Source organism: Neobacillus sp. DHD-1R (assembly GCF_057747995.1).
The window spans coordinates 4,495,449-4,515,797 of sequence record NZ_CM173232.1; the positions used below are offsets into that span (position 1 = coordinate 4,495,449).

Consider the following 20,349-nt stretch of genomic DNA (forward strand, 5'->3'; position numbering starts at 1 on the left):
GTTAACTGAATAAGAAAAAGCCACCAAATTGGCACTGAATGTTTAACTATTGCACCCGATAATTCAATCCACCTTATAAAGCTTATTCAAAATATCCAGTATGCACAGTTAAGTGGAATCCTTAGAAGAGAATTGTAAACACCGCTCTAATATCCACTGGAGCGCGATACTACTAATTAAAGCTGAACGTATTCAGCAATTACAATATTTCGATGTACCCTTCTGTTCCATAAACGCGAATTCGTTGCCCATCTTTTATCAGTTTGGTCGCATTTTCCACCCCGACAACTGCGGGTAAGCCATATTCACGTGCGATCACTGCTCCATGAGTCATCAGCCCACCCACTTCGGTGACTAGGCCTTTTATCGATACAAACAATGGTGTCCAGCTAGGGTCAGTAAAGGAGGTGACTAATATGTCTCCCTCTTCTAGATTAGCATCTTCCATGTTTAAGATGACACGCGCTCGTCCCTCGATAACTCCGGAAGAAACAGGCAGCCCCACAAGAGCTTCGACTGGGAGATTTTCTCGTTTGTACTCACCTGAGAGTGTTTCACCATCAGATGTGATCACACGCGGAGGCGTTAGTTTTTCATATAATTTGTAATCGTCTTTTCGCTTGTTGATGATCTGGTAATCCAGTTTATTTGTGTGTACGACTTCGCGGAATTCTTCAAATGTGAGATAGTATATATCTTCCTTTTCATGAATAACGTCCGCTTTCACGAGTTGTTCGGCTTCTTTCAGTAAAGCCTGCTTATAAACGAAGTAGCGATTAATCATGCCGTATTTTGGATATTCACGATAACCGATGAAATTCCGAATACGATCGATCATTCGTTTTGTTTCTTTGGCCTTTTGTTCACCATCCGGTAATTGTTTCAATCGGTCTAATAACTCTTTTTCCTTATCCAAAGCAACACGCAGCCCTTGCTCGAATTTCCACTTGCCGGCATTTGGCTCAAAGTTTTTGATGTTACCAATGATCATAGGGACAAGTATAATTGGTTTTTCGCTCCAACGTGTTCTCGTAATATCAATTTCACCGGCACATCTCATTCCATATTTGTTGAGAAAAGCATTGAAAGCGTCTCGGGTTTCCCTTCCTCCTTCAAACTTATCCAGTTCTTCCAAAAAGTTATCATCTTTTACATGTTGTAAATAATCAATTACTTCTGGATATGGACGAATCACATCTGCGACATCCAATAATGCTAGACCCATTTCCGAAGTAATATTGTTTGGTACAGATTGAGAAAGTATGTCTGCTGCGTTTTTTTCACCTAACCACTCCATCATTTTGTCATTGATCCAATGTGAAGCATTTATAGCAGTCATAAAAACAGCTGTACTTTGTGGGTCAAATAAAATCTTCTTTAACTCTTTGATATCTTCCAAAATAAAATCCAAAAGATGCGATCCTGATTTCGTTTTAATGTTTTGTTTTAACTCTTCTACCGACGTTTGACTGCGCTTAATCAACTCATGAACAATGGTAGGATTGTTTTCGATTTCTTCCGGCATATCTGTATTGTTTCTGTTGGGACGCGGTGCTTTTTGATCATTTGGTAACGATTTTATAAAATCTCCTCGCTCTACAACAGTCGTAAGTGCATCTTTCATGAGCGGATCGTGTTGTCCCATGGTATTTAATAACATGTTTCTGCTGTCAGGTGAAGCCAGCATTGGTGTGACATCCACAAACAACCTTCCACCAGCTTTACGCATAGGTGCAGGAGTTATTAACAGGTGAAAAGACAATCCCAATGGTTTTATAGGGTCGGTCATCATTTGTTGATGACCGACAGATACGTAAACATGATTTTCTTCATCATCCGCTTCGGGGATGGGGAAAAGAGTAGTGATCGGTCGACTCTGGACCATATAAAATGTATCATCTGCCAAACACCATTCGATGTCTTGTGGGCAGCCAAAATGAGCTTCAATCTGTCTTCCGATGCGTGCTAATTGTAAAATTTGTTGTTCTGTAAGTGTTTGAGTCTTTTGCTGAACAGGATTGATCTGCTGTGTCTCTGTTCCGCCTTCTTTTCGTCCATAGATAGCCAATTTTTTGGTTGCTACCCTCATATCGACGATTTTATCTTCCTGTACTTTATAACAATCGGCAGATACCAAACCAGAGACCAATGCTTCTCCAAGCCCAAAACTGGCATCGATTGATAGCAGCTTTCGGTTAGAAGTAATCGGATCAGCGGTAAATAAAATCCCTGAAGCCTGTGGGAAAACCATTCTTTGAACGATAACGGATAAATACACTTGACTGTGATCAAATCCATTTTGTATACGGTAGATTACCGCGCGATCCGTAAAAAGGGAAGCCCAACATTTGCTGATATGCTGTAAAATAGCTTCTTTGCCGATGATATTTAAATAGGTGTCTTGTTGACCAGCAAAAGAGGCATGTGGTAAATCTTCAGCAGTCGCACTAGAACGCACTGCATAAGCATGTTCCTCGCCAAACTGGGAGAGATAGTGAGTAACGGCTTTCACAACATCGGAAGGAATTTCTACTTCCATAAGGATTTGTCGAATCTTCCTGCTGATTTCACCAATTTGATCTCGCTCTTCTACTTTTAGCCTTGTTAGTTGATCCAACAAAGCATGATACGTTTCGTTTTGTTCGATGGCTTTTTGATATCCCACTGTTGTAACACAAAATCCTTCTGGTACTTGTATTCCTTGAATTTTTGATAATTCCCCTAAATTTAACCCTTTTCCGCCAACGAGCAAAAGCTGCGTTTTTTCCACTTCCTGAAAACCGAGAACCAAAGAACTCATTCCACATCTCCCCCAACCATTAATGTTCTATTGATTTTAGCAGTAGTAAATGAGAATAAACAGTCTATATTAACCATTTTTTAAATGCTATAATTAAATTAGGAAGAGTTCTATTTTTTTTAAATAGGATGACCTTACCATACAGTAAGCTGATGCCACCCTTACCAATTTTCTTAAATTGTATTGTTCAACAATATGGCCCTTAACATAAAGAAAAAGCGCATTTCTTATTCTTAAATTGCGCTCGTTTGGTTAATAAGATATATACATATTAGTATTAAAGTTGCTCGCCCTTAATCTTTTTGCTTTTTGATATAGATTTCCGGTGTATAAAATCTCAATATATGGATGAGTTGATCTCCCATATACGAGGATGATTGTGTAAAATCATTGTCAATCCATTCTAGAATCAATCCAATAATACCATGTATCCGATAGGTGCTAAAAAGGTTGATATCAATATTAGGGTCTATCTCAGTAAACGTGAATTCAAACTCTTCTCTGAATAACTGATCTAATCTTTTTATCATTTTTCCATAAAAATTATTGTTTGTTGTTGGATTCAACATAAGCTTATAAAATCTTTTGTTTTCTAAGAAATGATCAAATAAGACAATTGAATCAGACCGTATTTCATTGAAGTTTACAACTTTTAAACCAAGATACGGTTTCCGATAAGCCTCGGTCATTTTTTCAAACATCTCTTCAATGATCTCATCCAACAAATCTTCCTTTTTTTCATAGTGGGCATAGAAGGTTCCTCGATTGTAATCTGCAGCATGTACGATTTCTGTAATTGTGATGTTATGAAAGCTTTTTTCTTCCATCAACGATAGTAAGGCTGCTTTAAAGTTTTCTTTTGTTCTCCTTACACGTTTATCAGGATGTAGAATAGGCATATGAAAACTCCTTCTTACATTTTTAACGTACAAAATCGACCCAAATGTTCGTTTTCATACACTTCCTATATTATTGCATATTGAAGCCTTTTCATTAATAAATTATACTTGATTTGTTTCAAAAATATCTCAGTATTGAGATATATTCCATTTATTTTGGCATATTTTCAAAATAAGAGGATTACAAAACTAAGGGGGAATAACACTATGACCTTTCCAGTATTAGACGGTAAAGTAGCAATTGTAACAGGCGCAGCAATGGGGATGGGACTTGCTACAGCAAAACTTTTCGCAGAAGCAAAAGCGAAAGTAGTAGTTGCCGACTTTAACGAAGAAAAAGGACAAGCAGCAGTTTCTGAAATTGAAGCTAATGGAGGAACTGCCTATTTTGTAAAAGTTGATATTTCTAAATCAGAACAAGTACAAAATCTTGTTAATGCAACTGTTGAAAAATATGGACGTCTTGATGTAGCTGTTAATAATGCAGCTTTAACTCCAGATGATAAATTAGTAGCAGAATTCGATGAAGATTACTGGAACAAGTTAATCTCTGTTGATCTTACAGGAACTGCACTATGTTTGAAATATGAACTACAACAAATGATCAAGCAAGGTGAAGGCGGATCAATCATCAATATTTCATCAGTAAGCGGATTCCGTCCTCAACCAAATAACATTGCTTATGTGGCAGCTAAACATGGTGTAGTAGGAATGACAAAGGTTGCTGCTCTTGAAAACGGCGCCCATAACATTCGTGTAAATTCAGTGGCACCAGGTGCTATTGATACTCCCATGCTACGTGGGGCTTTAGAACAGTTTGGCTTAAATGAAGCAGAATATGCTCCTCAACTTAGCCTTTTAAATCGATTTGGAAAAGCTGAAGAAGTTGCTCAAGCTAGTCTTTGGTTAGCTTCAGATCAATCATCTTATGTCACTGGAACAACTATCCACGCTGATGCTGGTTACACTAGTCGTTAAGCATGATGATTCATTAAAAACAAGAAGACACCACACTTTTCCATTGAGTGGTGTCTTCTTGTTTAACATCTTACATATTTGCGTTTGAAACCAAGCCTTCCTTTATCTACTTCCTTTTGAATACTCTCGAAGGCGTTTAGAAAACTGCTTTTTTTGTTGTCCCGCTTGACCTCTACTGGGCCTACTGCCTTTGCGGTCTCGACCGCTTTTTCATGGAGTGGTGAATATGAAATACCCACTGTGTAAATGAAATTATTCATAGCGGATTTTGTTCGTTCTGGAGCATCATGAATCGTTTTTTCCACCAGTTCAAGCATATTGGCAAGCTTGCTTTCGGAAAATTCACCGTCCGGACGATTACCCAAAAGCCAGCAGTAGCAACTCCAGCCCGCTGACATTCTCAACTCTTCACCGCTTGCGATCCATTTATCAGCAACATCTTGTGCTATATCTGCTTCAGCTAAAGTTACAGCAACCACAAAATCGGACAGCATATAAAAATACGCCCCATCGATCCAATGCTCAAAGTCCGCCTCAGTCATAGCTTTTGGGTCTGCAATGATACCTGCAAAGTACATTGCGTCGTAGTTTCCTGTGGCGTAAAGCTGCTCAGCCAAAGGTTGATTTATTTTTATTTTCTTGGCGATTGGTTTCATAGCACCTGTAGCCACGCCAAAAAGCGGCTCGTGCGCACCATTGGATATGTAAATTTTCTTGGTTCGTTCCTTGCCGAGAGCTTCAAGCTCCTGCATTACCATTTGTAAATTCATCATCAATCACTTCCCACTATTTGGAGGTTCCCCCTCAATATTTAAGCCAATCAAACCCATCTCTAATATCCTATAACAAATCTTTACATTTGTCAGCCAAACCACCGTCTCAACATGTCCGGAGTGTATGTAGCAGCACAGGGGTTGCTGGTGAGTTCCCGGGTAAGCTGAAAATTGGATTGAAAGCGACCGTTTCGTTGATTTGAGTTCGGGCGTTTAGAGCCTTGTTAAGCGACCGCTTCTTGGATTCTATAAAGGGTTCGGGCGTTTAGAGCTTTGATAAACTACCGCTTCTTTGATTCTATAAAGGGTTCGGGCGTTTAGAGCCTTGATAAGCGACCGGTTCTTGGATTCTATAACGAGTTCGGGCGTTTAGAGCCTTGATAAACTACCGCTTCGTGGATTCTGAAAGGGGTTCGGGCGTTTAGAGCCTTGATAAACTACCGCTTCGTGGATTTTAAAACGAGTTCGGTTTTTTAGCAAAATCAAAACTTGGAATTCCACAATTAATTTCACAACATAATTCACATCAAATACTCAATTGCACCAAAAATAATTACAGCCCTTTAGAATAATATAATAAGCGTTCCTCCTTCATCAATCAATGCAGCCATTTAGCTTAAATGGGAAAAGCATATAAAAAAGCTCACTCATAGAGTAAGCTCAACTTCCGATATAAACATTATCACAGGTTCCGGCTTTTGGTTCATAATAACAATGATTTTTATATTGACCAGATTGAGGTTGATCGTACCAGGTTGGAGGACATGGAGCATATGGATTGAAATACCAAAGTGCATATTTTCCTGGGTGTTCTCTCCAATAATCCAAATTCTGTTTGGCTAATCTTTTTTCTGCAGTTCTCGCTCTTTGATAAAATACATTCCCTTTTTGAACAGCTTCAAATGAAAAATTTCCTCCTTGCACTTGAAAAATGACATCTGGAATTTTTCTTAAATTTTTAAAATCTAAACAATCTGCTTTTAGACGATTCACAATTACATTTCCAACATATAACATTCCTTGTTTGCCTTCTCCTTCGGCTTCCGCTCTCATCATCCTTGCCATTAGGTCAACGTCTGAACTTCGGTAATTTACCCTTGGCATTTTTTCACCCCCAAAATATAGTATGAAAAAATGTCTGCACTGATGTCATGGTTTATAAAATAAGAATGGCTTAGTTTTTAAAGCTTACAGTAAGGACAATCAAGACGTGGATGCCTATTTTCTTGGACTCATGGGGAAAATCAGCTACATAAGCTCCCAGGTTTTCCAAGCTAGGTATGCTTGACACGACACCGATCGAGAAGGTTTGGTCTCTTAACAGATTCAAGCAAGTTTGCCAAATAGGTCATGGAAAAAGATTCAAGGCTGTTGTATATTCAAGTAAAGCCAAAAAGGGACAGAAAGAATTGGAGAAATTGAGAATGACCATTCTTGACTGTCAACTGATTGAAAAATGGAAGAGAGGTGTTCTTGATGACAAATAGTAGAATGAATCCTAAGGTTGATGAATTTATAAGTAAAGCTGAAAAGTGGCAGGAAGAATATGAGAAGTTGAGAAATATCGTTCTTGCCTGTGAGCTGACCGAAGAATTTAAGTGGATGCATCCTTGTTACACATTTGAGAAAAAAAACATCGTATTAATACATGGATTTAAAGAATATTGTGCGCTTCTCTTTCACAAAGGTGCCTTGTTACAGGATGCCCATGGGATTCTAATCCAACAAACAGAGAATGTACAGGCGGCGCGCCAGATTCGGTTCACCAATGTTAAAGAAATAGTTGAAATGGAAGCCATTTTGAAAGCCTATATTTTTGAAGCCATTGAAGTTGAAAAAGCCGGTTTGGAAGTAAATTTTAAAAAGAATACCGAATACATAATTCCTGAAGAACTTCAAAATAAATTCGATGAAACCCCTGCCTTGCAAACAGCTTTTGAAGCATTGACGCCAGGACGGCAAAGAGCATACATTCTTTATTTTTCTCAACCGAAACAATCCAAAACTCGCGAGTCAAGGGTTGAAAAATATAGGCAGCAAATTCTCGATGGCAAGGGATTAAATGATTGCACTTGTGGACTATCTCAAAAGCAGCCCAGCTGTGACGGCTCACACAAGAATATTCGATGAAAATCAAACATTAAAATATTTCCTCACTTTGCGTTCATTCGAACTCCTTTTCGGAATAACTAAATTAAACTATTTTGACATAAAACCTTTTGGTGTTACAATATTAACGACACCAAAAGGTTTCATAATAATTTTTTTAGGAGGCAAATGTAATGGACAAACAAGCACAAGAAATGTTTTTAAATTTTATTTTAGATAAAGTAAAAGAAGATAAGGTTGATGAGGCAAAAGAAATCCTTACAGAAAACTTTAAGAAGCAATCAGAGGGTACTTTCACACAAGATGATATTCAACAGTTTATCCCTAAGATGATTACCTTAATTAAGCCTGAAAAAATGGCGGAAATACAAGAAGTTGTGAAGCGATTTGCTGGAAATTTCGGCAATCAATAAGGGATTACCAAATATAAGAGAACCGAGATAGTGTTGGTTTACACTCTTGGTTCTCTTATTTGTTTTTAAGTACCTTTAGTCAACCAACTGCCTATTAGCCAGTCATGATAAAGGGGCTGCCGCAGCAACAGAATTGTCTAATGAAAGCCCCCTTACTCTTTGTGAATCCTCTCAAATCCACGGAACATAGCGAGTGGTTTTTTGTAAATACTAAGATGGTTAAACAAAAAATTGAGGAGGGCTTTTATGCAAAAAGATCAGCAAGCGACAGAGAATTTGGGCTCCATTATGAAACCAGAATTTGCCGGAACTGATGCCCAAAAAGTAAAACAAGAAATTCAAAAGGATGTAAGCGAAGGACAAGGTGCAATGACTTCCCGAGAGGCAGGAGCAATGCACGATTAAAAAACCATATTGTGATGTGAACCCCTAGAGTTGGACCTGAAGATTCAACTTTGGGGTCTACATCAAGAGTTTGTGAATGATTATCCGCAAGTAATTAGCTTCTATCCGACAGTTGGCGTCTCTTATCAGCAAGTAAGCAGCTCCTATCCGACAGTTGGCGCCTCTTATCCGACAATAAGCAGCTCCTTCCCGACAATAAGCAGCTCCTTCCCGACAATAAGCAGCTCCTTCCCGACAATTGACTCCTCTTATCCGACAATACGAAGCCCCTTTCCGACAATTTGCGCCTCCTATCCGACAATAGGCTGCTCTAGATATAACCTAAAATGATTGTTTCTAGTACGTTCCTGCTGCTTTAAAACTACCTTCACCCTTCACGTAACTATTAAAAAATTTCAGTACAAGGTCATTCATCGTTTCTAGCACATTGTATTTATCAGCTTCATGCGCGGTAGTGCCTTTATCTGTTGAACCATTAATCATATTGACTAGAAACGGTGATACGAGCGGTAAATCGGTAAGACTCATGTGATTTGTTCCTTTTATATACACTTCATATGCATCAGGAGCAGTATCCGAGATATATTTTTGCGGAAGGACGATATTTGGATCCGTAACGCTATCCATTAAGTTCTTCATCGTATCAGAATAGATACTAAGTAAAGGCACCGGATAAATATCTTTATTAATTACTGTCTTGCCATTCTCCACTCCAAGCTCTTCTCCAAGCAAATCTGCATCCAGGTTGACGACAGCAGCAATGTCATGACGATCTCTGCCAAGTTTTGCAGCTGCTGCACCGCCTAAGGAATGACCCATTAAACCGATTTTAGTTGTGTCGATCCGTTGATACACTTCATCCGAAGCCTGATCACCCGCTTGTTGCTTAATGGTATCGATTACAAAATTGATGTCGTCTGTTCTCACTTTCAACCATTTTTGTCCGAGCTCAAAGGAAGTTCCCTCATCAAAAACACCATTATTAGCATCTTCCACTTCCTTCATGAAGGAACGATCTGCCATCGTCATATTGCCATCTGTATCTCTCGTATACAAAGAGTGATATGGATGGTCAATGGAAACAACGACATACCCGTTACTTGCTAGATTTTCAAAGGTAGAGGTATTGCTTGCCTTAATCCCAAACGCACCATGAGAAAATACGATTAGTGGATATTTCCTATCTGCCTTCTGTGGATACCAAAATTCAATATTTACCTTTCTGTTCTCGCCTGAATCCGTGAAAGTTTCGATACGCTTGTCATCTGTTAAGGTATACAATTTTGTCGTGACATCATAATCACCAGTAGCGGCTACTACCTTATGCTGTGGAAAAATGATTGCAGGTAGCAAACCAACAGCAATCAATACCTACATCCCAACTGCCTTTAAGACGTTACCTACAGGGCGATATCTTTTCTCTTCCTTGTTTCTTAGTAAGGAAATCACTGCTATAATTCCAAAAATAAAAAGCACAGCTGCCAATAGCCACCACCTTAAACTCCACCTGAAGATGGTTACAAATACAACAAAAATAATGAAAGCGCCAATGCGTACCCAATTCCTTATGCGCTTTTGATTGGATTTAGTTATGATGCTATGTACCGCTAATCCAACCTCGATAACCCCTGCTAAAATAAGTAAGACTATCCCCATTTATTTTCCTCCCACTTAACCATCTTAATGGCCACAAAATCCATTAAATGGTTTATTTACCTTTATTTACAAAAAATTATAAGACATCTCTTATTAAATGTATAGGACTTTTTCCTCCCTACATTGCCCTCATCTTGCACATCCTGTGAAATGTTCGGATGAGCAGCCGCTTTTTACCACCCAGTCATCCGTAGGGACCTTACCTGTTTATTAGCACAAAAAAACGACTGCTCATTTTCAGCAATCGCCCAAGTTACTTTAGGTACAATCTTCTCAATCCATACAGGAACAACCCTCAGATTTTTGTAAAGAATACCTATCTATAATTAAAACAGAAAATGCCCCTTTTCAGCAGGGAAATCAAGACTTAATCGTTTGCTCATATTTCTCCCTCAGGCGCTTAGCATCTTCTATAGGTGGAAGACCAAACATACGAGCATATTCACGGCTAAATTGTGATGCACTTTCATACCCTACTCGGAATGCGACATCAGTGGCATCTGTTGCCTCAGATAATAAAAGACGCCGTGCTTCCTGCAGTCGCAGTTGTTTTTGGAACTGAATAGGACTCATAGCGGTTACCTCTTTAAAGTGCCTATGAAGCGAAGATACACTCATATTCGCGATTTCGGCAAGCTCTTCAATCAGAAACGACCTATCAAAGTTCTTCAGGATATGTTCGATCACGTTACTAATTTGATAGGCAGAACTGCCTTCTATTGCAATTTGTTCTAGCGCCCCCCCCATGAGGTCCTTGCAGAACCCGATAAAGAATTTCCTTCATAAAAAGAGGAGCAAGTACCGGAATATCCTGCGGATTGTCTAGCAAACGGGCAAACCTGACAACCGCTTCCAACATAGACAACTCTGTCGGACTGACAAACATGGCTCGCTTAGCATTCTCTTTCCTTCCACCTCGAATTTCAGCATCACGTAAAACCTCTAAGATTTGACTCGGTGGAAGGACAAGATTGAGAGCCAAATATGGAACATCGGCAGAGGCTTCCACTACTTGCCCGATAACCGGCAGGCCAACCGATGCAACAAGGTAATTGGCAGGACTGTACCTAAAGCGCTCCTGTGCCAGCGATACTTCCTTCGCACCTTGAACGATAATGCATAAGGACGGCTTGTATACACTGTGATTGGGACCGGTAACATGGGAGCGGCGAATAAAAAATAAAGATGGAATAGCCGTTGCATGCACACCATCTTGTCCTGAATAACACTCTATGAGTTTGGCAAGCTCATCTTGCAGTTGATCGATTCGGTCAGACATAAGATCCTCCTTCTATTCCTTTGTCCTGGATAGTCCTATTATAATTCATATTCACCTGTCTCGAAAGTCGTTGTGAGAGGAATAGGCAATCATTTGATACGAATTGGATATCGGTCGCTTTTTATTTTGGTGCATAATAGATACAGAAGCTTTCTGTTATTCCACCCTCCGATCTTGGCGAAATGCCGTATGGTTCTATCGGTGGCGGGTAAAAAATCATAAAAAAGAAAGGATGATTTAGGATGCAAAAGCGGAAATTAGGAAAAAGTGACCTGGAAGTCTCTGCAATTGGGCTTGGATGCATGGGAATGAGTCATGGGTACGGTCCGGCATCAAACAAGAAAGAAATGATTTCGCTGATCCATAAGGCGATTGACCATGGTGTGACTTTTTTCGACACCGCCGAAGTGTATGGTCCATATGTAAATGAGGAGTTGGTAGGCGAAGCGCTTGCTCCATTTAAGGGAGAGGTGGTCATCGCTACTAAATTCGGTATTAAAATGGTAAATGGCAAGCAGGTGCTTGACAGTAAGCCGGAGCACATTAGGCAATCAGTCGAAGGCTCGCTTAAACGACTAAAGGTTGATACCATTGATCTTTACTATCAGCATCGTGTTGACCCAAATGTACCAATAGAGGAAGTAGCAGGAATGGTACAAGACCTCATCCACGAAGGTAAGGTTAAACATTGGGGACTTTCTGAAGCTGGGGTGGAAACCATTCGCCGTGCAAACAAAGTTCAGCCGCTTACAGCCATTCAAAGTGAATATTCCATGATGTGGAGAAGTCCTGAAGAAGAACTGCTGCCTACGCTTGAAGAACTTGGGATTGGCTTCGTTCCGTTCAGTCCGTTGGGCAAGGGCTTTCTTACTGGAAAAATTAATAAGGATGCTACATTTGTTCAGTCCGACTTCCGCAGCATCGTGCCTCGTTTCAAACCAGAGAATATCGAAGCAAATCAAGTTTTAGTCGAATTGATCAAGAAGATAGCTGTAGGGAAAAACGCAACGCCGGCTCAAATCTCACTCGCATGGGTACTTGCTCAGAAGCCATGGATTGTTCCGATTCCTGGCACACGCAAATTGGAGCGCTTAGAAGAAAATCTTGGCGCAGCGGACGTTGAATTGACTCATAAGGAACTTAGTGATTTGAACAATACACTCTCGAAGATCGAGATTTCAGGAGACCGTTATCCAGCTGAATACGCAAATAGAGTGGGCAAATAACCCACACTTACTAGTTAAAAAACAGGAGGAATTTATATGCAAAAAGTAATGTTGAACAATGGTGTTGAGATGCCCATCCTCGGCTTTGGTGTTTATCAAATGAACGATGCAGATGAATGTGAACAGAGTGTTTATGACGCCATTATGGCAGGCTATCGTCTTATTGATACTGCTGCCTCTTATCAAAATGAGGAAGCGGTTGGCAGAGCAATCAAAAGGAGTGGCGTGCCAAGAGAGGAATTATTTATTACGACAAAGCTCTGGCTTGAGGATGCCGGTTATGAACGCACAAAAAAAGCATTTGCAAAGTCACTGGAAAAATTGCAATTAGATTATATAGATTTGTATTTAATTCATCAGCCATTTGGCGATGTATATGGTTCTTGGCGTGCGATGGAGGAATTGTACCGCGAGGGTAAGATTAAAGCGATCGGAGTTAGTAATTTTCAGATGGATCGTCTGGTAGATTTGATGATTCATAATGAAGTAATTCCTGCCGTAAACCAGGTTGAAACACATCCTTTCTGCCAGCAAATAGAAAGTGCGAAAGTTATGGAAGAGAACAATATTCAGATAGAATCTTGGGCGCCTTTTGCTGAAGGAAAAAATAATCTCTTCCAGAATGAAGTTTTAGTAGCACTGGCTGAAAAGTATAATAAATCCGTTGCTCAGGTGATTTTACGTTGGTTGACCCAAAGAGGAGTCGTGGTGATTCCAAAATCTGTTCATAAAGAAAGAATCATCGAAAACTTCCATATCTTTGACTTTGAATTAAGCCAAGAGGATATGGAGACAATTGCGACGTTAGATACGAAAAAGAGCTTGTTCTTTTCCCATACTGATCCTGAAATCGTAAAATGGTTCGGCAGCCGTAGACTTAATAATTAATGCTCTTTCTTTTATCAAGAATTTAATCATTCGTTTCGTACATTTCATGTTAGATGATCTAGACTTTCATTTTCCTATATACTATTAGAAGCACCATTAGATACCCAAAAAGGAGTGATGATGTGATAGATCGTGTTAAAGAAAAATTAGACACCGCTCTTGAAGATTGGGAAAGGATGAAAATCGCTTCAGAGGATGAAAGCGAAGAATATGCCGAGCTGTTTGAGAGGCATTTTTATGAGTTTATTGACCAATTAAAGATTTGGTATCAACATTTGGAACAGCCGCCATCTACGATCGAAGATGCAGAAAATCTTATCGAAATTAGAGAAATTATGGAACGGTTACCTGCACCGCTTGAACTCAACTTTTTGACAGAACTTGAGTTAATGATTGATGGAGAAGAACAAGTACGCTATGATTAATCTCCCCCCTAGGATGGGGTACATTTACCAGTTCCCTTGTCCTAGGTTACCCTTTTTGGGGACATCCTTTTTCAAAAATCTACAAATGATAACTCATAATGATTAGTTCTCCTTTTTTCCCTATCCTCCGTTCACCCTCATCAACAAATCCACATTTTTTATATAATTCTTGCGCAGCTTTATTTTGAATGTTAACTGCCAGTACAATTTCATTCATGTCACTAAAGTGTTCCTTTACAAATGAGGGTAATAGCCTAAGGGCTTGTTTTGCATACCCCTTCCCTTGGTAGCGATAATCTGTTGAAAAGGCCCTTACTAAAACGGACTGAGGATTATTTGAAAAAGGTTTTGCACCTTCGTTTTTATGTAGATCAAAAAAGGTGACCAGTTGAACTTGATCCATAGCCAAGATGGAATACCGATCAGGATCTTCATTTGAAAGTTTGATGCTGTCTGCCGGCGATCCAGTAAAGCGAAGTTGTTCCGCTGTTATTTGATACTCTTCGATGTCACTTTTATATTTTTCATCGTAAAAATATAGTTGCATGATTCAAGCACCGCCTATGAAAAATTTTCCCTAATTTCCCTTAAAACTATCAAATCTATTGATGATAGTTTAGCACACTAGGGTAATGGGGTAATGGAATGTATCTAGTAAACACTTCTCCCATATGTCTATTTTACCAGAATCTGTATCTGCCCAAATATGTAGAATTTTATATTTATTAAGTAGCTAATATGGTGTATGATATTATTTTGAAATAGGAAAGGGGTTATCATATGAATTCCACATTCGCATCGACTGAATCTACTAAAACAAGGGCCATCGTTATCAATGCCCTTTTCATCGCATTAACCCTTGTGGCGACCATGTTCATAAACTTTAAGCTCCCAATAATGGGTAATGGAGGTTTAATCCATCTGGGGAACGTGCCGCTTTTTATAGCAGCCTTGGTATACGGCAAGAAAACAGGATTCATAGCAGGAGCCTTCGGAATGGGTTTCTTCGATCTCATCTCCGGTTGGGCAGCATGGGCACCGTTTACGTTTGTCATCGTAGGGGCAATGGGCTTTTTAGCCGGCCTCATCTCTGAAAAGGTACCCGGCAAAAGAGTATTTGTCCACTCATTGGCAGTAGTCGTTGCACTGATTATAAAAGTCGTCGGTTACTATTTTGCCGAAGTCTTCCTTTATGGTAACTGGATACAGCCACTCGGCTCCATCCCCGGAAACGTGATGCAGGTCGTCATAGCAGGTATCATTGTTGTACCTCTGGTAGGACGATTAAAGAAAAATATTGGACAGAAGAAGAAGTATTGAAGTATTTTTTGAGACTATTTCAAACCATCTTCTGAACAGGTGCTTTTTGAAAAAAATCCTTCAGAAGCATTGGAAAAACAGTTGATACGACCAGATCATAAAATGCAGTAGAACAAGAGATGCTGAAACGTCATGCCAACATCTCTTGTCTCTAGTTAACTGGTAATTCTATTATAAAAGTGGACCCTGCTTTTTCTTTACTCTTCAAAGTAATATGCCCTCCATGCCGCTCGACAATGTTTGCAACAATCGACAGACCCAAACCTGTTCCCTCAACAGTTCTTGTCCGTGCTTTATCTGCCCGATAAAAGCGGTCAAATATCCTTTCCACTTCCATATCGCTCATCCCTATTCCTGTATCAGCAAAAGTAACGAAGATCGACTTTCCTCTTTCTTCAATTGATATGTCTATACTTCCATTAGCTTTATTATATTTAATGGCATTTGATAAAAGATTATCCCAAACAGTTTCAAGCAAGGAAGGGTCACCCATTATTTCGATATCTGGCAATGAGTAGCTAAGCATGATTTCTTTTTCATTAATTGCCCATTGGTAATTCCGGATTAATTCTTTTATTTGCTGACCAACGTTGAATAATCTTTTCTTCATTACATCCTCATTTCGGTCTAATGAAGCAAGAAGTAACAATTGTTTGGTTAATGTAGAAAGCCTTCTAATTTCACCGTTAATGATTGAAACGTATTGAGTTCTTTCTACTTTGCTTAGTAAATCATTATCCAATAGATTCGTATACCCATTTATATTAGAAAGAGGTGACTGAATATCATGCGAGATATTTGAGATAAATTCCTTTCTCATTTCATCCATTTGTTCTAACTTTCTTGCCATTTGTAAAAAGCTATGGGAAAGCTGCCCTAACTCATCATGACGCTTAATATCCAGTTCAACATGATAATTTCCAGTTGATAGTGAGTTTGTTGCTTTAGTTAACGTAGAAATAGGTTTGATTAAATATCTTGTACAAATCAGTACCATCACGATGGTCAAAGAAATTGCCTGTATTAGGATCCAGCCAAATAAAATATGCATCTCGTTGAAAAGAAATTTTATATCTGGCCTAATAAAAAGAGCATAGCTTTTTCCATTGTGCTTTAATGGCACACCAATTGTGTTCCTAAGTTCATTGGCAAAAAAGCCTGTGACAAATGTTTCCCGTGGGAGGTGAAGCATACCATGAAAAATTTGACCATTTAATACATGCTCTTTCGTTGGTTCGGAAAGACTTTTATCTCTGAAGGGCTCACCAAAAAAATTTTCATCCCCAAGGTTATCGACTACATAAATTTGATATCCAACAGCAGAAATGCTCTCTAAATAATCTCGTAAGTTGATCGTTGGATGTTCTTTTGCAAATGTGGCAATGTCTAGAGCAACTTTTGTGTTTTTTTGGTCATTAAAGGGCTTTAGTTTTTGATCGTAATAAATATTTGAAATTAAAAAAGCAACGATAAAGCTTATCAGCATCATACCAATGGTTATGACAATAAATTTCACATAAAGAGTTCTCATCTACGTTGGACCTCCAAAAGATATCCAACCCCACGTATTGTTTTTATCTGGAAATCATCCGTTAATGTAGAAAAACGTTCCCTTACTCTTTTTATATGAACATCTACCGTTCTTTCATCCCCTTCATAATCCATCCCCCAAATCTGTTCAATTAGGTGTTCTCTTGAAAACACTTGTTTCGGATTAGAAACTAAATAATATAAAAGTTCAAATTCCTTTAAGGGTAAAAGCAACGTTCGGTTCCCAATCTGAACTTCATAGCTTTTTTTATTTATGGTTGTACTGCCAATACGTAGAATGGATTCGTCTACTTGATGATCATATCGCCGTAACAATGCTTTTATACGAAAGAGTAATTCCTTTGGTTCAAAGGGCTTAACGAGATAATCATCTGTTCCGGCTTGAAAACCTTGCTCCTTATCCTCGATCTGGTTTTTAGCTGTTAAAAGGAGGACTGGAATATCATACTGTTGGCGAATCTTACTCGTTAGTTCAAAGCCATCCATGAATGGCATCATCACATCCACAACTGCTAAATCACAAGCTTCCTTTTTAAGTACGCCCAATGCTTCAATCCCATCTTTTGCTTGTAATACATGATAGCCTTGATTAGATAGTTGAATGTTGACTAGATTTAATATATTGATGTCGTCATCAACAATTAAAATAGTTGTCATCGTTTTTTCTCCTATAAAAATACAATTTATGTTTGATTTATTTTAAAATAATTAATTTAGATTTTGCAAAACCATCCCATCACTCATTTTAATGATAGAATCCGCATAAGCAAGCATTTCCTCGTCATGGGTAACCATAAGAGTAGTAAGGTTTAGCGTTTTAGTTAAATCCCGAATTAACATCATCACATCTTTAGACCTTTTTGAATCCAGACTTGCAGTTGGCTCATCCGCGAACAGAACCTTTGGTTTATGGATAATGGCACGAGCAATGGCAACCCGCTGCTTTTCTCCGCCAGATAATGAGGAGGGATAGGCATATTTCCGATGATCCATTTCTACTAATTTAAGTATTTTGTTAATTTCCTTTTTTTGTTCATGTTTCTTTAATTTAGATTCTGATACATCCAGCATAAGTATTAGTTGCTCTTCTACTGTGAGAAAAGGAACTAAATGTGCGAGCTGAAAGACAAAACCAAATTTACTTGCCCGTATTTCACGCACTTGTTCTGAATTCATGGTCGTCATATTTTTACCTTCAAATATGACTTGCCCATCTGAAGCGGGTTGAAGTCCTGCCGCAATGGTTAGAAGTGTACTTTTACCAGAGCCAGAAGCACCTACTAATGCCGTTAACTCACCTTCTCTAAGAGAAAGATTGACTCCTTTTAGGATTTCCTCTTTAACTTCGCCATTTGTAAAAGTTTTTCTCACTTCATCTATTGTAAATATGGTCATATTAAACCTCTCCTTGTTGGATCGCTTGTAGTGGTTCTACTTTTTTAATCTGTATACCTGAAATCGTAGCCCCAATAAAACCAATCAATATAAAGACTAAGGATAATTGTCCTGATGTTTCAAGTGTCAAATGAAAAGGCACTCCATTAGGTGCAAGCCTATTAAAAACTTGACTGAGCGTAATGGATATAGCTAGTGTCATGACTGTAATAACGATCATTTGTGCCCACATCATTTTAAACAAGGTACTTGTTTTTACCCCGATTGCTTTTAAAATACCGTATAAACCAATTTTTTGAACGTTCATCATGTAGAAAAAGATCGCAAATAACATTCCGCTAATGGCAACTAAAAACCAAACAATCATATTGAGAGTGGTCTGCTCTGCTTTATAACTGGATATCGTATTTAGAAACTGATTTTTAGAATACAATCCTAACCCTGTGACTGTTTCTGGTGGATTTTCTCCCGGTACGAAAATCAATTGCATTTCATTAACCCGGTAAATTTCCTTGTAGTCTGCCAGATTGATATAAGCGACAGGTGCATGGTTGAATTTCTTTTGGTCTACAAAACCTTTTACGATAAACTTGCCGCTGTATTGATTATTAGTTAAGCTATCGCCAATTTTTATTCCCTTATCTTCCATAGACCGATCTAATACGATTTCTCCTTTTTTAACATGCATAAACAACTCGGAATCGGTCGATGTAACAAATGCTACACTTCGTTGCTTGGCATCATCATCATTCAAAAATCCCATTTGAATTGAAAATGCAACAGCATCTGTTTGTTTAGTTAAAATTTTATCTTGTACACTGCTATCTATTCTAGAAAGGTTATAGGTTTGATCGGCATCTTTTGTCAAATAAAATTGTCCATTCGGTAAATCTTTAATTAATGCAGCATTGTCTTGTGACAATCCATTTGCCAAACCAGATATTATAAATGTTAATAAACTAACAAGAAAAACAATGGAGCCTAAAATCAAAAATCTTACTTTATTTTTCTTCATTTCTTTCCAAGCCATACTCATCTTAATTCCTCCAATCTCTTTTAAACATCCTTAGTTTATAATTGGATTGTGAACTGTAGGTGAACAATAGATTACAATTGAAGTGAATTTGATTGGATTTTGAGTGGAGGTTTTTATGGAGCGGGACTTTACTTAATTATGGACACTTTGTTTTAAATGATTAATTCATGATGCCACTTTTATAGTGTAAATTTTGTTCCCATTATGTATACATCTCCACTGAGTATGAGTAAAATGAATAAAAGAAAAACAATTAATATATATTTTTCATAGATTGGAGATTACATTCATGGACATACGTCACCTCACTTACTTTATAGAAGTAGCCAAATATAAAAGTTTTACCAAAGCTTCGAAATCCCTCCATTTATCACAATCTACACTAAGTAAAGTCGTCAAAAGTTTGGAAGAAGAATTAAATTTAGAACTGATTGACCGTTCCGCAAAGAACATTGAATTAACGGAAGCAGGCGAGATTGTTTTGGCGGAAGGGGAAATTATTATGGAATCACTAAATGATTTAACTACCCACCTTTATGATTTAATGAACTTAAAAAAAGGAAAAATAAAAATTGGCATACCGCCAATCATTGGCTTTTTATTTTTTCCAAAAATCATTAAAGGATTTAATACTCTGTACCCCGATATCAAAATAAAACTTTTTGAAGATGATTCAAGAAAGGTTAAACAGGCAGTCCAAGACGGAATATTAGATCTTGGTGTGGTGATGCTGCCGGTGGATGAAAAGGAGTTTAATGTTGTTCCCTTTGTTTATCAAGAACTGGCGCTCTTCGTCCATCATTCTCATCCATTAGCGCAAAGGGAAAATGTTGAAATGAAAGAGCTACAAAATGAAACCTTCATTCTATTTAAGCAAGAGTTTGCTATTCATGACCTCATTATTCAAGAATGCCTGCGAGCTGGATTTCGTCCGGAAATTGCTTATGAAAGTTCGGAATGGGATTTTATTAGTGCAATGATTGGCGAAAACTTAGGGATTTCGATTTTTCCAAGACCCGTTGCAAAAAAAGTCGATCAAGATTTAATCAAAGCGATTCCCATCGTTAATCCAAGCTTTCCTTGGAATTTAGGATTTATTTCCAAGAAAAAGAAATATCCTTCACCTCCAGTTCGTGAATTTATCCAGTATATTTCAGCTGCATTACCTCCTGAATCATGAAAATGATAAATGTATT

The 20,349-nt window shown here is 38.3% G+C and carries 20 protein-coding genes and 1 pseudogene; 9 read left to right on the forward strand and 12 right to left on the reverse strand.

Annotated elements, in window-relative coordinates; all coding sequences use genetic code 11:
• Positions 1 to 199: 199 nt before the first annotated feature.
• Positions 200 to 2,800, reverse strand: a complete 2,601-nt coding sequence (gene ppsA, locus AC3ANL_RS22195; protein WP_488326522.1) for a phosphoenolpyruvate synthase — start codon at positions 2,798 to 2,800, stop codon at positions 200 to 202.
• A gap of 293 nt (positions 2,801 to 3,093) precedes the next feature.
• Positions 3,094 to 3,699: a TetR/AcrR family transcriptional regulator gene (locus AC3ANL_RS22200; RefSeq protein ID WP_488326523.1), complete on the reverse strand. Its 606-nt coding sequence runs from the start codon at positions 3,697 to 3,699 to the stop codon at positions 3,094 to 3,096.
• A gap of 207 nt (positions 3,700 to 3,906) precedes the next feature.
• On the opposite strand from AC3ANL_RS22200, the gene AC3ANL_RS22205 reads away from it, so the two are divergent.
• The gene (locus AC3ANL_RS22205; RefSeq protein ID WP_488326524.1) at positions 3,907 to 4,677 is read left to right on the forward strand and encodes an SDR family NAD(P)-dependent oxidoreductase; all 771 of its coding nucleotides are present in this window, start codon (positions 3,907 to 3,909) and stop codon (positions 4,675 to 4,677) included.
• Positions 4,678 to 4,739: 62 nt separating this feature from the next.
• On the opposite strand, the gene AC3ANL_RS22210 is transcribed toward AC3ANL_RS22205, so the two are convergent.
• Together AC3ANL_RS22210 and AC3ANL_RS22215 are read right to left on the reverse strand one after the other, a co-directional pair.
• The gene (locus AC3ANL_RS22210; RefSeq protein ID WP_488329805.1) at positions 4,740 to 5,447 is read right to left on the reverse strand and encodes a DNA alkylation repair protein; all 708 of its coding nucleotides are present in this window, start codon (positions 5,445 to 5,447) and stop codon (positions 4,740 to 4,742) included.
• Positions 5,448 to 6,110: 663 nt separating this feature from the next.
• Positions 6,111 to 6,554 carry a cell wall hydrolase gene (locus AC3ANL_RS22215; RefSeq protein WP_488326525.1) on the reverse strand — a complete coding sequence of 148 codons (444 nt, stop codon included), beginning with the start codon at positions 6,552 to 6,554 and terminating at the stop codon, positions 6,111 to 6,113.
• A gap of 372 nt (positions 6,555 to 6,926) precedes the next feature.
• Here AC3ANL_RS22215 and AC3ANL_RS22220 point away from each other — a divergent pair, with 372 nt between their 5' ends.
• From AC3ANL_RS22220 to AC3ANL_RS22230, 3 genes are all read left to right on the forward strand, one after another.
• Positions 6,927 to 7,580, forward strand: a complete 654-nt coding sequence (locus AC3ANL_RS22220; protein ID WP_488326526.1) for a YdeI/OmpD-associated family protein — start codon at positions 6,927 to 6,929, stop codon at positions 7,578 to 7,580.
• Between the two features lie 152 nt (positions 7,581 to 7,732).
• The gene (locus tag AC3ANL_RS22225; protein WP_488326527.1) at positions 7,733 to 7,972 is read left to right on the forward strand and encodes a hypothetical protein; all 240 of its coding nucleotides are present in this window, start codon (positions 7,733 to 7,735) and stop codon (positions 7,970 to 7,972) included.
• Between the two features lie 246 nt (positions 7,973 to 8,218).
• On the forward strand, positions 8,219 to 8,377 hold the full coding sequence (locus AC3ANL_RS22230; RefSeq protein WP_488326528.1) for a hypothetical protein: 159 nt from the start codon (positions 8,219 to 8,221) through the stop codon (positions 8,375 to 8,377).
• A gap of 336 nt (positions 8,378 to 8,713) precedes the next feature.
• On the opposite strand, the gene AC3ANL_RS22235 is transcribed toward AC3ANL_RS22230, so the two are convergent.
• The 3 genes and pseudogenes from AC3ANL_RS22235 to AC3ANL_RS22245 all read right to left on the reverse strand — a co-directional run bounded on the left by AC3ANL_RS22235 (position 8,714) and on the right by AC3ANL_RS22245 (position 11,312).
• Positions 8,714 to 9,745, reverse strand: a complete 1,032-nt coding sequence (locus AC3ANL_RS22235; protein ID WP_488326529.1) for an alpha/beta hydrolase family protein — start codon at positions 9,743 to 9,745, stop codon at positions 8,714 to 8,716.
• A 3-nt stretch (positions 9,746 to 9,748) separates the two neighbouring features.
• Positions 9,749 to 10,033, reverse strand: coding sequence for a hypothetical protein (locus AC3ANL_RS22240; RefSeq protein WP_488326530.1), 285 nt, complete (start codon positions 10,031 to 10,033; stop codon positions 9,749 to 9,751).
• 360 nt (positions 10,034 to 10,393) lie between these two features.
• A pseudogene (locus tag AC3ANL_RS22245) lies at positions 10,394 to 11,312 on the reverse strand (AraC family transcriptional regulator).
• Between the two features lie 242 nt (positions 11,313 to 11,554).
• Between AC3ANL_RS22245 and AC3ANL_RS22250 the strand changes: the two are divergent.
• From AC3ANL_RS22250 to AC3ANL_RS22260, 3 genes are all read left to right on the forward strand, one after another.
• Positions 11,555 to 12,538 (forward strand): aldo/keto reductase, encoded by a 984-nt coding sequence (locus AC3ANL_RS22250; RefSeq protein WP_488326531.1) that lies wholly within the window; start codon positions 11,555 to 11,557, stop codon positions 12,536 to 12,538.
• Between the two features lie 36 nt (positions 12,539 to 12,574).
• Positions 12,575 to 13,426, forward strand: a complete 852-nt coding sequence (locus tag AC3ANL_RS22255; protein ID WP_488326532.1) for an aldo/keto reductase — start codon at positions 12,575 to 12,577, stop codon at positions 13,424 to 13,426.
• A gap of 122 nt (positions 13,427 to 13,548) precedes the next feature.
• Positions 13,549 to 13,851, forward strand: coding sequence for a hypothetical protein (locus tag AC3ANL_RS22260; RefSeq protein ID WP_488326533.1), 303 nt, complete (start codon positions 13,549 to 13,551; stop codon positions 13,849 to 13,851).
• 79 nt (positions 13,852 to 13,930) lie between these two features.
• Here the strand turns inward: AC3ANL_RS22260 and AC3ANL_RS22265 are convergent, their stop codons facing one another.
• Positions 13,931 to 14,398 carry a GNAT family N-acetyltransferase gene (locus AC3ANL_RS22265; RefSeq protein WP_488326534.1) on the reverse strand — a complete coding sequence of 156 codons (468 nt, stop codon included), beginning with the start codon at positions 14,396 to 14,398 and terminating at the stop codon, positions 13,931 to 13,933.
• 233 nt (positions 14,399 to 14,631) lie between these two features.
• On the opposite strand from AC3ANL_RS22265, the gene AC3ANL_RS22270 reads away from it, so the two are divergent.
• On the forward strand, positions 14,632 to 15,171 hold the full coding sequence (locus tag AC3ANL_RS22270; RefSeq protein ID WP_488326535.1) for an ECF transporter S component: 540 nt from the start codon (positions 14,632 to 14,634) through the stop codon (positions 15,169 to 15,171).
• Positions 15,172 to 15,322: 151 nt separating this feature from the next.
• Here AC3ANL_RS22270 and AC3ANL_RS22275 read toward each other — a convergent pair whose 3' ends face one another.
• From AC3ANL_RS22275 to AC3ANL_RS22290, 4 genes are read right to left on the reverse strand one after another with little or no spacing between them, the layout of a single operon-like run.
• The gene (locus AC3ANL_RS22275) at positions 15,323 to 16,702 is read right to left on the reverse strand and encodes a HAMP domain-containing sensor histidine kinase (RefSeq protein ID WP_488326536.1); all 1,380 of its coding nucleotides are present in this window, start codon (positions 16,700 to 16,702) and stop codon (positions 15,323 to 15,325) included.
• Positions 16,699 to 17,379: a response regulator transcription factor gene (locus AC3ANL_RS22280; RefSeq protein WP_488326537.1), complete on the reverse strand. Its 681-nt coding sequence runs from the start codon at positions 17,377 to 17,379 to the stop codon at positions 16,699 to 16,701. Before AC3ANL_RS22280 ends, AC3ANL_RS22275 begins: the two co-directional genes overlap by 4 nt.
• 51 nt (positions 17,380 to 17,430) lie before the next feature.
• Positions 17,431 to 18,117: an ABC transporter ATP-binding protein gene (locus AC3ANL_RS22285; protein ID WP_488326538.1), complete on the reverse strand. Its 687-nt coding sequence runs from the start codon at positions 18,115 to 18,117 to the stop codon at positions 17,431 to 17,433.
• A gap of 1 nt (position 18,118) precedes the next feature.
• The gene (locus AC3ANL_RS22290) at positions 18,119 to 19,153 is read right to left on the reverse strand and encodes an ABC transporter permease (RefSeq protein ID WP_488326539.1); all 1,035 of its coding nucleotides are present in this window, start codon (positions 19,151 to 19,153) and stop codon (positions 18,119 to 18,121) included.
• Positions 19,154 to 19,442: 289 nt separating this feature from the next.
• On the opposite strand from AC3ANL_RS22290, the gene AC3ANL_RS22295 reads away from it, so the two are divergent.
• A complete protein-coding gene (locus AC3ANL_RS22295; protein WP_488326540.1) occupies positions 19,443 to 20,333 on the forward strand; it encodes a LysR family transcriptional regulator in 891 nt (296 codons plus the stop codon).
• Positions 20,334 to 20,349: the final 16 nt, after the last annotated feature.